The sequence below is a fragment of the Pseudomonas sp. NPDC089741 genome (assembly GCF_044748825.1).
Classification (GTDB): Bacteria; Pseudomonadota; Gammaproteobacteria; order Pseudomonadales; family Pseudomonadaceae; genus Aquipseudomonas; species Aquipseudomonas helmanticensis.
The window spans coordinates 1-14,541 of sequence record NZ_JBIVGT010000022.1 but is presented as its reverse complement, the minus strand read 5'-3'; the positions used below and the strand labels follow the sequence as shown (position 1 = coordinate 14,541).

Sequence of the window (14,541 nt, the reverse complement as noted above, 5' to 3'; positions counted from 1 at the left end):
CGTACCTCAGCGCAGGTTGATGGTGGTATTCACGCCGTCGTTGACGCTGTCGTCATCGAACCAGCGCGCCGTGACCGTTTTGGTCTGCGTATAGAACTGCACCACTTGCTTGCCGTACGGGCCGAGGTCGCCGAGTTTCGAGCCGCGCGAACCGGTAAAGCTGAAGAACGGCACTGGCACTGGAATCGGGATGTTGATACCGACCTGGCCAACGTCGATTTCAGTCTGGAATTTACGCGCCGCCGCACCGCTCTGGGTGAACAGGCCGGTGCCGTTGCCGAACGGGTTGGCGTTGACCAGCGCAATCGCCTGATCAAGGGTGTCGACTTCCAGCACCACCAGTACTGGGCCGAAGATTTCCTGGGTGTAGATCTGCATGTCGGTGGTCACGCCCGAGAACAGGGTCGGGCCGACAAAGTTGCCTTGCTCGTAGCCCGGCACCTTGATATCGCGGCCATCCAGTTCCAGCTTGGCGCCTTCCTTGATGCCGCTTTCGATGAGGTCGAGAATTCGCGCCTTGGCTTTCTTCGAAATCACCGGGCCAACATCGGTGCCTGGCTCGCTGCCGGCGTTGACGGTGAGTTTCTGCGCCAGCGCTTTCAGGTCCGGCAGCCATTGTTTCGCCGCGCCCACCAGCACCACCACCGAGGTGGCCATGCAACGTTGCCCGGCCGCACCGAAACCGGCGCCGACCAACGCATTCAGCGTTTGCTCACGATTGGCGTCGGCCAAGACAACGGCATGGTTCTTCGCGCCCATCATCGATTGCACGCGTTTGCCGTGCTTGCCGGCCAGGTCGTAAACGTGGGTGCCGACCGCCGTCGAACCGACGAACGACACTGCTTTGATGTCCTTGTGCGTGCACAGGCCATCGACCACGTCTTTGCCGCCGTGAACCACGTTCAACACGCCGGCCGGAACGCCCGCCTCGACTGCCAGTTCCACCAGCAACATGGTCGACAGCGGATCCTGTTCCGAAGGTTTCAAGACGAAGGTGTTGCCGCAAGCGATGGCCATCGGGAACATCCACAGCGGAATCATCGCCGGGAAGTTGAATGGGGTGATGCCGGCGCACACACCGATTGGCTGGCGCAGCGTGTAAGTATCAACACCGCCGGCGACGTTCTCGGCGAACTCGCCCATTTGCAGAGTGCCGATCGAGCAAGCGTGCTCGACCACTTCCAGGCCACGGAAAATATCGCCCTCGGCGTCGGCAATGGTTTTGCCCTGCTCGGCGCTAAGCACCACGGCGATGCGTTTGGAGTGTTCGCGGATCAGCGCTTGCAGCTTGAGCATGATGCGCATGCGCGCGCCGATCGGGGTCAGTTTCCAGGTCTGGAACGCACGCTGGGCGGCGCTGACGGCGGCATCGACTTCAGCGGCGGTGGCAAACGGTACTCTCGCCAGCACTTGCTGGGTCGCCGGGTTGACGATGTCGTGCCATTCGGTGGTCTGCGATTCGACCCATTCGCCGTCGATCAGCAGCTTGACCTTCTGCAGCGTGGTTTCGTTGGGCGTAAGCGATGCGTTCATGTTGGTCTCCGAAACTTGTTTTTATCGTAGGAGCCAAGGCGAAGGGTTCGCCTTGAGATGAGGCGTGTGTCACGAATTGGTTGTCGGACTGTTTTTGGAGTATAGATGTGCAAACTTCTAATAAGAACGCACATATAAGCCCGTCCATCATGCAAAAAAACATCACCTCTTTAGGCTCGCTGAACTGGGACGACCTCAAGTTTTTCCTCGAAGTCGCCCGTACCCGCAAGGCCAGCACTGCCGCCAAACGCCTGGCCGTCGACTACACCACGGTGTCGCGACGGATCAGTTCGCTGGAAGCGGCGCTCGGTACTTTGCTGTTCGAAAAGTCGCGCACCAGCGGCTTTGTCCTGACCACAGAAGGTCAGCGCTTGCTCGGTTACGCCGAGTCAATCGAAAGCACCCTGCACATGGCCTGCGAACAGGTCTCCGGTTCCGGCGTGGCGCTGTCCGGGCATGTGCGCATGGGCTGCACCGAAGGTTTCGGCAGTTTTTTCATCACCCCGCAGTTGAGCCATTTCGTCGACGCCTACCCGGCCATCTCGGTGGACATCCTGCCGCTGCCGCATTTCATCAGCCTGTCCAAGCGCGAAGCCGACATCGTCATTGCGCTGGAGCGGCCGGAGCATGGGCCGTACGTCTGCTGCAAGCTCTGCGACTACCGGTTGCAGCTCTACGCGACCCAGGACTATCTCGACAAACACCCACCGATCCGCCGCCCGGCAGACTTGGGCAAGCATCAATTCATCAGTTATGTGGATGATCTGGCGTTCAGCTCGGAGCTGCTTTATCTGGCCAACGTGCTGCCCGGCGCCAGCGCGAATTTGCGCAGCACCAGCGTGATCGCGCAATTCGTCGCGGCGCAGCAAGGGCGCTCGCTGGCGATTCTGCCGTGTTTCCTCGCCGCGCAGGATCCGCGCCTGCTACCAGTGTTGCCGGAGGAGATCGACATCACCCGGCAGTTCTGGATGTACTGCCGGGAGGATCTGCGCAAGCTCAAGCGGATCACGCTGTTGTGGGATTACATCCGCGAGGTGACCGAACGCAATCAGGCGCTGCTGATGGGGACAACCGGCGAGATGCAGTTTGCCGATTAGTCGTTGCTGACCACGATCGCCACCCGGCGGTTCTCGGTGCGGCCCGCTGCCGTGCTGTTGGAGGCCACCGGTTCCTTGCTGCCGAGGCCCTGCAACTGGATGTTTTCCTGCTTCATGCCCACCGTGCCGAGTACGTTGGCAACGCTCTTGGCCCGGCGCAGGGACAATTGCTGGTTGTAGGTTTCCTTGCCCGAGGCGTCGGTGTGGCCATCGACCCGCACGCGCTCGATGCCAACACCGAGCAGCGCTTTGCCGATACGTTCGACGATCTCGGTACTTTCCTTGTTCAGGCTTTCGACATCGCTGCCAAACAGCACCTTGCCCGACAGGCCAAATTCCCAGCCCTCGTCGGTCAGTTCGAAACCTTGTTGTTTGAGCACCGCGACTTGCGCCGGGGTCAGGCCTTTTTGCGGCGCAGTCTGGCAACCGGTCAGGGTCAGTGCGGCCATCAGCAGCAGCGCGAAAAACAGTCGGATAGGCAGTGTGAACACGGGATTAGCTCCTGGTTTGAACGGGATCGACCGGGTGCTCCGCCCCAGCCGTGAATTGAGCGCCGCGCGACAAACGCTTGGCTTGGTACATCGCCGCATCGGCGGCATTGAGCAGCGCACCGGGGGTGGCACCATGATCGGGAAAAACCGCGATGCCGATACTGAGCGAGGTCACGACACTGGTGTCGCCCGGCAGCGCGATGGGCATGTCCATGCTGGCGAGGATCTTGTCGGCAATGCGCTCGGCGTCTTCGACCTTGTGCAGGGGCGTAAGCAACACGGCGAACTCATCGCCGCCCAGGCGTGCCACCAGATCTTCTTCGCGCAACTGCGCGCGAACACGATTGGCGATGGCCACCAACACCGCGTCGCCGGCAGCATGGCCGAAGTTGTCGTTGATGCCCTTGAAGCGATCGCTGTCGAGAAACAGCACGGCAACGCGCTCATTGAGTTTGCCGCCGTTGCGCAAGGCACGAATCAAGCGGCCCTCGAAAAAGGCCCGATTCGGCAAACCGGTGAGGCTGTCATGGCTGGCCTGGTGCGCGAGGGTTTCGTTTTCGCTTTGCAGGTGGCTTTGCCACGACTCCAGTTCGTCAAGCAAAGCATTGAAGTCGTTGCCGAGGTTGTCGAGTTCGGCGATCTGCGCCGGCGGCACCCGGCGATCCAGTGCGCGCTCGCTGCGGGCGGCGTGGGCCACGGTCGCAAGGCTGCGTAGCGGGCCGATGATTTCGCGTAATTGCCGGCGCGCCAGGTAGATTGCCACGCAGGCGCTGATCGCCGTGCAGAGGATGATCCCGGCCAGACCGCTGAGCAGAAACCGCATCAGGCTGCCGCCATGACCGGTGAGCAGGATATGACCGATCTGACGATCCTGATGCACGATCGGCAGGCTGATCGGTTTCTCCAGAACGGCGCGGGTGATCTGCATCTCCAGGTCGGAAAACAAGCCATTTTCCGGGCGTTGCCAGCGTGCGAGCAGCTGACCTTGGGCATCGAACACCTGCGCATCCGCGACTTCTTCGGTGGAGGCGATCAGCGCCAGGGCTTCGGTGGCGGCGGTCCTGTCGTTGAACACCACCGCCGCTTCCACGGTGTAGCTGATCGAACGGGCAATCAGGTGCAGGTTGTGATCGGCGTACACCCGCAGCGCCAGAACGCCGAGCAAAGTCAGCGAGATACTGGCCATCGACACCGCCACCAGAGCAACCGTCAAATGCCCACGGCCAAGAACCGAGCCCAGCGTTGGGCGGGTATTGGATCTGAACAGTTTCATGGTGCCGCCGGTTTGCGACGCGACAATTGCAGCACGCTTGGATGAATGCGTACGCCGCTGCGGGCCACGGAGTCGAGGTTGACCTCGAAGGACACCTGCTCATCGCCGACGCGCAGGCAGAACAGACTGCCCACCGTGCACTGATCGCCACCTTCACTGATGCTCAGTACCGGATGACCCATCAACGATTCGAAAAGCCGGCTGCGCTCATCCGCTGTCAGTTTGCCGATATAGACCGCATCGCATTCATTGACGATGGCTGGGTTATCGGCCAGCAAGCGCCGCACCAAGACTGGCCGGCCGGTGGCCTGCGTGGTGCCTTTGACCAGATCGTCGGTGTATTCGGTGGGGCCGACGATGCACAGGCGCAACTGCGCAGGTTCTACCGGCCAGCGTGCGTAACTGAGGATGCCGAGAACCACTTGGGTGACCGATTGCGCGCGATGCTCAGCCATGCCCGTCGGCGGTTGCGCTTGCGCGACGGCCACGCCCGTCAACAGCCAGAGCAGACCGACAAGCAACGCGAGTTTGCCGCCAACCGCGCGCGCTGTCGCCCAGACAGACACCTTCATGCAGGGATTCTCTTGGATCGTAGCGAAATGATGCCGCAACGATAGCACAGCGGTGAAACACCAGCGAGGCGGCGCCCTCTGACCGGTTGGTCAGTAAACGCCGTTCAACGCCTGGATTTTCACCCCCGAGGCGCGCTGCCCTCTTCCAGTTCCAGCATCAGTCCGCTGAGACGCTTGACCTTGCGCTGTACGGCTTCTTCAAACACCTCGGTACGCGATTCGATCAGGGTGAACCAGTGTTTGGCGCGGGTAATGCCGGTGTAGATCAGCTCCTTGGTCAGCACCGGGTTCAAGGCATCTGGAAGGATCAGCGCGGTGTGGGCGAACTCGGAGCCCTGCGACTTGTGCACCGTCATCGCGTAGACGGTTTCCACGTCGTTGAGCCGGCTCGGCAATACGAAACGCACGCCGCCCTGGCCATCGTTACGCGGAAAGGCCACGCGCAGCAGCGGTTTGCCGGCATCCGGCCCTTCACGCTCGGGCAGCTTGAGGGCGATACCGATGTCGCCGTTCATCAGACCCAGACCGTAGTCATTACGGGTCATCAGTACCGGGCGACCTTCGTACCATTGCTGATCATTGTCGATCAGACGTGCCTTGAGCAACGCGGCGGTAATACGCAGGTTCAGGCCTTCAACACCCCACGGCCCTTTGCGCACGGCACACAACAGCTGGAAGGTATCGAAGGCCTGCAAGACGTCACGCGCCCAGTGGGTCCAGTCTGGATGTTCCAGCGGTCTGTCGGGCGACGGACGCTGATTGCGCAGCACGCTCAGATAGTGCCGATAGCCTTGCGGTCCGTTGCCATCGCCGTGGCCGTCAAGCGCCAGTCGTTCGAGCTTGGGATCGTGTTCAGCCTTGGGCAGTCTCAACGAAAACACATCTTCATAGTGCCCGCTGTCCAGTAACTGACGCGCCTCTAGCGGTAGCTGCTGATTGACCCGCCGCGCGAGCTGACCGATGCCGCTACCCTCACCGAAACGTCGGGAGTGGCGCAGCATCACCACTTGTTGCGCCAGTGGATGGCCGCCGTCGACATCCTCGTGCAGGCCACTGCCTTGCAACGATTCACCGCTGACAGATTCCAGCCAGTGCCGGGTTTGCGGGTTGTACCAACCCTGTTCGGCGTCACGACACAGATCACCAAGGACTGCGCCGGCTTCCACGGAAGCGAGTTGATCCTTGTCTCCGAGCAGCACCAGTCGCGCATGGGCCGGTAACGCGTCGAGCAGGTTGGCCATCATTTCCAGGTCGATCATCGAAGCTTCGTCGACCACCAGCACGTCCAGCGGAAAGCGGTTGCCGGCGTGGTGACGGAAGTGTCGCGTCCCGGGACGACTGCCGAGCAAACGGTGCACGGTGGTCACGTCGCAGGGGATTTTCGCGCGCACCTCTTCGGCGACTTTCAGCGATTGCACTTGCTGACTGATGGACTCGGTCAGTCGCGCCGCCGCTTTGCCTGTCGGTGCCGCGAGACGAATGCGCAGCGGGTGACCAGCCTCCACCGCCGGTGCTTGAAGCAGTGCGAGCAGGCGTACCACCGTCGTCGTTTTGCCGGTACCCGGACCGCCAGTGACAATGCTGAAAGCGCTGCGGGTGGCAAGGGCGCAGGCGAGTTTCTGCCAGTCGATCACTTCAGCGGAGCCGGCCGATCCGAACAATTCGTCCAACCGCTGCGGCAGATCCTCCGGGGTTGCCTCGGTTTGGGCCAGACGCTGGCGCAACGCCGCATCGATGCGCCGTTCGTAAGCCCAGTAACGTCGCAGGTACAGACGTTTCCCGGCCAACACCAACGGCCGCTGTTGCGCCACTTCACGGGTATCGGCCGCCAACGCGACCAGACCACTGGCGGCCAGCGCCTTGCACCAATGCACGCCGTCGAGCGCCTCAAGCAATTGCGAGGGCAGCAATAACACGCCGCCTTGCACGTCGCCTTCGGGTGGCAACGACAGAGCGAAATCCGGCGCCTTGAGCGTTTCAAACAGATCCAGGCACACGTGGCCGTGACCCAGCTGGTGACTGGTCAGTGCGGCGGCGAGCAACACCAACGGATCGGTGCCCGGCTCCAGCTCGTGCAAAAATGCGACGAATGCCTTGTCCAGTGCACGCAGCCAGCCCCGCTCGACCCAGCGGGTGAGCAACAGCAGCAAATCGTCGGCGCTGGTCAGCGGCGCAAGTCTCGACAGGCTGTCGGCCGCCAACGGTGTCGGCAACAGATCAGCAAAAGTGCGGCTCATAGCAGGACTCCCTGTTCCCATGCGGGTTCGGCCTTGGGTTCGGGTTTGCCCTGAAACATCCGGTCCAGCCGTTCGATCAACTCGCGCGGCGGGCGGGCAAAATAAACGCCGCGACTGTCTGCACGGGTGCCCCGCAGGAACATATACAGCGCGCCACCGATGTGCCGGTCGTAATCATAATCCGGCAATCGTGCCTTGAGCTGGCGATGCAATGCCAACAGATACAACACGTATTGCAGGTCGTAGCGATTGTCGAGGATCGACTGTTCCATGGCTTGCTCGGTGTACGCCAGATCATCCACGCCCAGCCAGTTGGATTTATAGTCGGCCACGTAATAACGGCCGTTGTGTTCAAAGGTCAGGTCGATGAAACCTTTGAACATACCGTTGAGTTGCACCGGTTCTGCCGCCACCCGAGCGACGCCATTGTGCGTGTATTGGCGCACCAGTTCGTCGAGTTTGAGTACATCGACTTTATGGCTGGCGAACCAGAATTCCATCTCGACGCGGTATTGCTTGAGCTGCTCGAGAATCACCGGCGGCTGCCCGCCAGCAATCGGCAATGGCGACTTGAGCAGATGCTGCAGCCAGTCACTGAGGGTGACGATCCAGCCTTCCCAGCCACGCAAATTGCAGCGGCGACCAATCGCATCTTCCAGCGCCGCGCGAGAAACCGCGAAGCCATCGTCGCCGGCCCACTCCAGTAAACCGTGGAGAAACGTGCCCGGATTGGGGCCTCGGGGGAAGCGGTGGATATCGGCGCCACCGGCAATGATTTCCCGTGGCGCGTCCGGGTCAAGGCGCTCGTCATCGAACAGCTTTTGCGCTTGCGGACTGTCCGGTGCTTCATCGCTGCCAACACTCAACACATCGCTGATGCGCAGCGCGCTGTAGGACGCGATCCACCAGTTTTCGCTGGCCTTGCGCTTGGGCAATAGCGTGGCGCTGAGGATGGCTTCGTTACGCGGCGGCTGGTAATGCTCAGCCGTGGGCTGCGGCATTTCTGCGATGCTGATTGCCGGGCAGTCCTGCTGCAGGTCTCGCAGCCAACGGTCGAGCCCGCTGGATTCGCCCAGAGACGCACCACCGCCGAGCAAATAACCCAGCGCAGCAAGGTGCAGCACCGAGCTGTTATTATTGCCGCGCTTGAGATCCGTCACGCCCAACCAGCAGGCATGTTGCGCGCGGGTCAGGGCGACATACAGCAAGCGCAGATCCTCGGCGAGGCGCTCTTCATCCGCTTGCGCAATCAATTCGGCGGTTGGCTTGAGGCTCACCTGGGCCTTGCCCGAAGCGTCGTGGTAATGCAGCGGCAACCGGCTGCCATCGACCGGTTTTGCCGAGCAGATGAATGGCAGGAACACCAGTGGATACTCAAGCCCTTTCGACTTGTGGATGGTCACCACCTTGACCAGTTGCTCGTCGCTTTCCAGGCGCAGGATCTGCTCCTCACCCGCCTGCCCCGACAATGCCAGAAGCTCGGCCAGGTGGCGGATCAGCGCTTGTTCGCCATCGAGTTCCGCGGCGGCTTGCTGCATCAGTTCCGAGAGGTGCAAAAGATTGGTCAGCACCCGCTCGCCATCGCTGCGCGTCATCAAGGTCTGCGGCAAATGGAAGTCGTGCAACAGACGTCGGAGCATCGGCAACACGCCTTGCTTGCGCCACAGTTCGCGATAGCCGCGAAATTGCATGACGCGGGTTTCCCAGACCAGTTCGTCCTGGTTCAGCCGCTCCAGTTCAACCAGTGGCAGGTTCAGGGTGATGCAGGCCAGCGCGGCTTTCAGCGAACGTTCGACATCCGGTTCGGCGCAGGCCTTTAGCCACGCCAACAGGTCATGGGCCTCCTGAGCGGCGAACACCGAGTCCTTGTCCGACAGATACACGCTGCGCACACCACGACTGGCGAGTTCACCGCGCACGGCCTGGGCTTCTTTACCGTCGCGCACGAGGATCGCGATGTCCGAGGGGCGCAGGCCTCTGAAGTCCTTACCGTCCTGAGTGAATCCCGCACTGGCGCTTTGTCCGCCATTGAGCAGCGCAGTGATTTCGCTGGCACAGGCCGCCGCCAATTGTTGGCGATAGACTGCGCCTGACAAAGGCTGATCACTGGGCAATAACCAGACATTCAGTGCTGCGACGTCTTGCCCGGCAACCTGCAGTTTCTCCTTGCGGCCCTGAGACTCGACAGGGAGAAACGGCACCGGGTTATCACCATTTTTTTCCCGGAACAAAAACGCGCCGCGTCCCTGCTCGCGGGATTCGGCGCGTTCGAATACATGGTTGACCGCATTGACCATGCCGTGACTGGAGCGGAAGTTGGTGCCGAGCGTATGCAAGCGGCCGCTGGTGGCCTGACGCGCGCGCAAATAGGTGTAAATGTCCGCACCGCGAAAGGCATAGATCGCCTGTTTGGGATCGCCGATCAGAAACAGCCCGGTGTCTGGATTGTTGTCTTCGATCCGATAGATCGTCTCGAAAATCCGGTACTGCACCGGATCGGTGTCCTGGAATTCGTCGATCAGCGCGACCGGGAATTGCTCGCGAATCAGAATCGCAAGACGCTCGCCCCCCTCCGATTGCAGGGCAGCATCCAGCCGCAAAAGCATGTCGTCGAAGCCCATTTCGGCGCGCCGGCGTTTTTCTTCTTCAAAGCGCGCACCGACCCATTTGGCGGCATGTTGCAAGACCGCGGCGTCGGGGGTCGGCAATGCATCGAGACTGGATTTCAGCCCGGGCATGGCGTCCAGCCCGGGATGACTCGGCGCCTGGCCCTTCCAGGCTTCAGCCATGCCGTCGGGAGTCAGTCGAGTGAAGCCGGTGCCGATGTCCAGTTGCTCCATGGCCTCGTCTTCGGCCCAGGCCTTGAGCTTCTCGAACCACGGTTCAAAGTAGCGGGCCTGCATCTTGCGACCATCGACGCTTTTGCTGGCAACTCCTTGATGACAGATGACGAGCAACTCGTCTGCCCACTGGCGCCACGGCATTTTCAGTTCGATCAATGCCGCGCGGCGCTCTTGCAGGCACTCTTCGATGAGCTCAGCGGGCGCCTTGCCTTCATCGCTGTCGCGCTCACTGGCGAACAAGCCGCGGACACGCGGCAACAATGCTGCTGGACCGCCCCAGTTGCTGCGCACCCAATTGAGCGCATCACCCTGCATCGGGTAGCAGAACAGCCGCCAGTAATCGCGTAACACTTCGCCAAGCAGATCGCTGTGATCGGTTTCCAGCGATTGGGTGAACAGGCTGCCGCTGTCGAACGCATGCTCGCGCAGCATGCGCTGACACCAACTGTGGATAGTCGAAACGGCCGCTTCGTCCATCCATTGCGCGGCGATATCGAGACGGTTGGCGCAACCGGGCCATTGCTGCGGATCGAATTGATCGCGCAGTTCGGCGATCAGCCCGTCAGGGGCCGGCATCTCGTCACGAAAGAATCGCGCGGCCTCGGCCAGTCGCGTACGAATCCGCTCGCGCAGCTCTTTGGTCGCAGCGTCGGTGAACGTCACCACGAGAATTTGCGGCGGCAAAAGCTCGCGACCGAAGCTGCTGGCTTCACCGCCGTGCCCAAGAATCAGGCGCAGATAAAGTGCAGAAATAGTAAAGGTCTTGCCGGTACCGGCACTGGCTTCGATCAACTGGCTGCCACGTAGCGGGAATGCCAGGGCGAGGGGTGTTTTCGTACTCATGCGCGCGCCCCTTCACTGGATAATGAGCGCCACGGGGCTTCCTGCAATGGTCGGTACAAGGCGTCGCACCAACCGGAGAATGTTTCGTCCTCGAGCAATGCATCGAAGTCGGCATATTGTCGGGACAACGCCGGACTTTCGCGGCGCTCGCCCTCACTGGTCTGGCCATCACCTTCATAGGCTTTACGTGCGGCCGCTTCGGCCTTGAGCGGGTCGGTCTGCGACAGCCAGGCGAAGGCGGTTTTGACGGCGATCGGTAACGGCTGGCGCATGCCGGCCTGCCAGGCGAGCAGCAGATCGCCAAGGAAACGCAACGCTCGGTCCTGCTCCATCGGTTCAAGCAGCAAGGTGTCGTCACTGGCGACCAACGCTGTGGTCAGTGACAACCCGCTGGCGCAGGCAACAAGATGATTGACCCAGGGTTTGCTCAGTCGATGCCATTTGCGGCTTTTGATCGAGCCGATGCTGTTGGGAATGGTCGTGACCGACAACACCCCACCATCGCTGCGCTGATGCAGACCCGAGAGCCAGCCTTCCAGGCGCAAACCCTGCAAATCGAGGCTGATCGGGATCGCACTGGTCAGCGGTGTCGGCCACAACGTCAGGAGTTGTTGATAACGCTGCAACAGGTCCGGCAGCGGTTCGATCAGTTCTCGCTGCAAACATTCGCCGAAGCCAGCCATCGGCAACAGTCCACTGTTTTGCAGACGGCGGGCTTGAACCTCGAGGGCTTGATCGATGTTGTCCGGTTGCCTCAGCGCAGCTTCGAGCAGGCTGTCGCTGAGCATGTAACGCTGCAACGCGTCGAGCACGAAAGGCTCTTCATCGGCCAACGGCGCTTCGGCGGCTTCGAAATACACCTTGAGTCGCTGCGTGAAGAAGTGCCGCACCGGGTTACGCAGAAAGTCCTGCAGGAGAGCGAGGCTCAGCGGTTCTTCCTGAATGAAAGGCGTGAGCAATTGCGCGCTGTTTGGTGGCGCAGGATGTTGATGCAGCACCTGCCATTCACTGGCGTAGCTGAACAGTTGATCGCCTTCATGGAAATAGCGCGCACTGAACGGCTGCAACGGATGCTCCTCGGTCATGGCGCTCAACAAATCCTGAGTTTCATCGAGCAGCCGCCAGCCGCTGGCAAGGTGATCGCGCAACTGGCCGATCAACACCGACGCAGGGCGCTCGCTGTTGTCACGAATGCTGCGGCCGACCCAACTGATATAGAGCTGATGGCGCGCAGACAGTAGCGCCTCGAGCAGCAGATAACGGTCATCTTCACGCCGGGAACGGTCACCCGGTCGGTAATCGCTGCCCATCAGATCGAAGTCCAATGGCGGTTGCGCGCGCGGGTAGTCGCCGTCATTCATGCCCAGCAGGCACACCAGTTTGAAAGGGATGGCGCGCATCGGCATCAACGTGCAGAAGTTCACCGCCCCGGCGAGAAAGCGTTGCGACAAACGGCCCTGATCGAGGCCCGCGAGCCAGGCTTCACGCACCACAGTCAGTGGCAGCTCATCGACCAGAGCCACTGCATCGCAGGTCTCCAGCCAGGTTTCGCGAAGCTCTTCCAGTTGGGTCAGCAAATAATCGTCGTGTTCATTGCTGGCTTTGAAGAACAGCTGCATGAGCGCTTGCAATCGCCGGCCCCACTCTTTCGGTTGCGCCGATTGCATGAGCTCCTGATGGGCGAGTTCCAGTGCATCGAGCAACGCCACCAGCGGCCCGATCAATGCGGCATCCAGGCCACCGATTTCATCATACGGTTCGATACCCGCGCAGGCATTTGCGCTGCCAACGGCGTAACCGAGCAACATCCGCCGCAAACCGAAATGCCAGCTGTTCTGCTCCAGCTCATCAGGCAAGCCGAGCCCTGCGCGTTGCTCGGCGTTCATGCCCCAACGGACACCTGCGCCTTCGATCCAGCGGTGCAGTGTCGGCAAGTCGCGTTCTTCGACGCCGAAGCGCGCACGCAAAGCAGGAACATCGAGCAGGTCGAGAATCTCACTGACCGGAAAACGGCTGTCCGGCAGTTTCAGCAGATGCTCGACCGCGATCAGCAGCGGATCGCGGCCACGTTGGCCCTGGTCTGCCAAAGTGAAGGGAATGAAACGCGGATCATACCGGTCGAGTTGGCCGAATACTGCGCGGATATGCGGCGCATAGCTGTCGATGTCCGGCACCATCACGATGACATCACGAGGACGCAAATCGGGGTTGGCACTGAAGCGGGCCAAGAGCTGGTCGTGAAGGATTTCAACTTCACGCTGAGCGCTGTGGGCAATGTGAAAACGGATCGAATCATCTTTTGTCAGGTCAACCGCAGGCCAGTGCTCGCGAGTTTCGTTGAGCGGGCGCAGTTCGAGGATGTCGTCCTGTAGTTGATTGAGCAGATTGTGCGGACGGGTTTCGCTGAACAGGTCGATGCGACCGTCGCGGAACGCTGCACGGTAGCTGTTGGGATCGTCATAGCTGTCGAGCAGGTTGATGTAGTCGCGACCTTGTTTACCCCATGCAGCCAATAGCGGGTGGGCATGTTGGTGCAATGTGTCAGGGTCGAGGACAACAGGCATTCCGCTCTTGCGCGACTGCCGCTTGTATTGGTGACGCAGCAAGTCCTTGTCGGCGACGATATCGGCCCAGTGGTGACGGCAAGGGTTGTGCACGCAAAGCAGAACCTGGCTGAAACGTGCGAGCCCGGCCAGAGCTTCAAGGACTTGGGCCGGCAACGAAGAAATCCCGAAAACGATCACTCGCGAGGGAAGCCCGGTCGGAGCCTCTGTGAGATTGTTGATGCGCTCGATAAACCGTTGATGAACACCGGCGCGACTCTGTGCCATGCCTTGTTCACCCACGTCCTCCAACAATGCACGCCACAATTCGGCTTGCCAGCAACTGGTGGCTGGCAGAGGTTTTACTTCACCCCTGACATTGCGCAACTGGTGCCGCCCTTCAGCCCAATCCTCAAGCCAGTCAGCCCGATACACCTGATATTGGTCGAAGAGATCCGCCAGGCGCTCGGAGAGTTGGTAGCGCTTGCGCAAGTCGGTGTCGTGGGTGAGGAACCGTTGCAGCGGCTCGAAATGCTCGCGGTCGATGACCTGTGGCAGCAGGCGCATGAGACGCCAGGTCAGTGGAGCTTTATCGAGCAGGGATTTGGCCGGGATTTGTTCTCGGCCCAGAACCATTCGGTAGAGTTGCCACATAAAGCTGCCGGGCAGTTGCACATCAATCGCCGCAGCAATACCGCAGCCGCCGAGGTCGTCCTCCTCGGGGTCTTCCGCCAAAGCCAATTTAAGCCATTGGGCGATTCCGTTGCTTTGCACCAGGGCAATTTCGTTTTCCAAAGGCGCCAGTGGATAGCGTCGCATGATGCTGATCACAAGGCTGCGCAGTTCGTCCAGGCTGTTGCTCTGAACCACCATGAATGCAGCGTTGAGGGACTGGGCGTCCGGCATAAAGGCTTCCTTGGAAAAGTACAAAAGCTAGGGCAGAACCTTAGCATTGTCGGCAGGTTGTGACAGCCGGACGACGTCCGTGAATGCTGTAAGAACTTTCCTGCGGGCAAAACAAAACCCCAACTGCTTTCGCAATTGGGGTTTCGGAATTTAATCTTGACGATGACCTACTCTCACATGGGGAAACCCCACACTACCATCGG

General features: G+C 60.7%; 8 protein-coding genes. 1 reads left to right on the top strand and 7 read right to left on the bottom strand.

Annotated elements, in window-relative coordinates; genetic code table 11:
- Positions 1 to 6 precede the first annotated feature (6 nt).
- Positions 7 to 1,533: a CoA-acylating methylmalonate-semialdehyde dehydrogenase gene (locus ACIPZE_RS19565; protein WP_400774696.1), complete on the bottom strand. Its 1,527-nt coding sequence runs from the start codon at positions 1,531 to 1,533 to the stop codon at positions 7 to 9.
- Between the two features lie 149 nt (positions 1,534 to 1,682).
- Here ACIPZE_RS19565 and ACIPZE_RS19560 point away from each other — a divergent pair, with 149 nt between their 5' ends.
- Positions 1,683 to 2,630 (top strand): LysR family transcriptional regulator, encoded by a 948-nt coding sequence (locus tag ACIPZE_RS19560; RefSeq protein ID WP_400774694.1) that lies wholly within the window; start codon positions 1,683 to 1,685, stop codon positions 2,628 to 2,630.
- Here the strand turns inward: ACIPZE_RS19560 and ACIPZE_RS19555 are convergent.
- The 6 genes from ACIPZE_RS19555 to recC form a co-directional block, all read right to left on the bottom strand.
- Entirely contained in the window at positions 2,627 to 3,079 is a 453-nt protein-coding gene (locus ACIPZE_RS19555; protein WP_174823960.1) for an OmpA family protein, read from the bottom strand. The genes ACIPZE_RS19560 and ACIPZE_RS19555 overlap by 4 nt on opposite strands.
- 46 nt (positions 3,080 to 3,125) lie before the next feature.
- Positions 3,126 to 4,394 carry a diguanylate cyclase domain-containing protein gene (locus ACIPZE_RS19550; RefSeq protein WP_400774691.1) on the bottom strand — a complete coding sequence of 423 codons (1,269 nt, stop codon included), beginning with the start codon at positions 4,392 to 4,394 and terminating at the stop codon, positions 3,126 to 3,128.
- Positions 4,391 to 4,966, bottom strand: coding sequence for a YfiR family protein (locus ACIPZE_RS19545; protein WP_283437801.1), 576 nt, complete (start codon positions 4,964 to 4,966; stop codon positions 4,391 to 4,393). The genes ACIPZE_RS19550 and ACIPZE_RS19545 overlap by 4 nt, the downstream gene beginning before the upstream one ends.
- Positions 4,967 to 5,085: 119 nt before the next feature.
- A complete protein-coding gene (gene recD, locus ACIPZE_RS19540) occupies positions 5,086 to 7,203 on the bottom strand; it encodes an exodeoxyribonuclease V subunit alpha (RefSeq protein ID WP_400774688.1) in 2,118 nt (705 codons plus the stop codon).
- A complete protein-coding gene (recB, locus tag ACIPZE_RS19535; RefSeq protein WP_283437803.1) occupies positions 7,200 to 10,889 on the bottom strand; it encodes an exodeoxyribonuclease V subunit beta in 3,690 nt (1,229 codons plus the stop codon). The genes recD and recB overlap by 4 nt, the downstream gene beginning before the upstream one ends.
- Positions 10,886 to 14,338, bottom strand: a complete 3,453-nt coding sequence (recC, locus tag ACIPZE_RS19530) for an exodeoxyribonuclease V subunit gamma (protein ID WP_400774686.1) — start codon at positions 14,336 to 14,338, stop codon at positions 10,886 to 10,888. The genes recB and recC overlap by 4 nt, the downstream gene beginning before the upstream one ends.
- Between the last annotated feature and the right edge of the window lie 203 nt (positions 14,339 to 14,541).

What these genes read in the sequence shown, in the direction of transcription:
- ACIPZE_RS19565 (WP_400774696.1), bottom strand. Translation starts at nt 1,533, where the DNA reads ATGAACGCATCGCTTACGCCCAACGAAACCACGCTGCAGAAGGTCAAG.
- ACIPZE_RS19560 (WP_400774694.1), top strand. Translation starts at nt 1,683, where the DNA reads ATGCAAAAAAACATCACCTCTTTAGGCTCGCTGAACTGGGACGACCTC.
- ACIPZE_RS19555 (WP_174823960.1), bottom strand. Translation starts at nt 3,079, where the DNA reads ATGGCCGCACTGACCCTGACCGGTTGCCAGACTGCGCCGCAAAAAGGC.
- ACIPZE_RS19550 (WP_400774691.1), bottom strand. Translation starts at nt 4,394, where the DNA reads ATGAAACTGTTCAGATCCAATACCCGCCCAACGCTGGGCTCGGTTCTT.
- ACIPZE_RS19545 (WP_283437801.1), bottom strand. Translation starts at nt 4,966, where the DNA reads ATGAAGGTGTCTGTCTGGGCGACAGCGCGCGCGGTTGGCGGCAAACTC.
- recD (WP_400774688.1), bottom strand. Translation starts at nt 7,203, where the DNA reads ATGAGCCGCACTTTTGCTGATCTGTTGCCGACACCGTTGGCGGCCGAC.
- recB (WP_283437803.1), bottom strand. Translation starts at nt 10,889, where the DNA reads ATGAGTACGAAAACACCCCTCGCCCTGGCATTCCCGCTACGTGGCAGC.
- recC (WP_400774686.1), bottom strand. Translation starts at nt 14,338, where the DNA reads ATGCCGGACGCCCAGTCCCTCAACGCTGCATTCATGGTGGTTCAGAGC.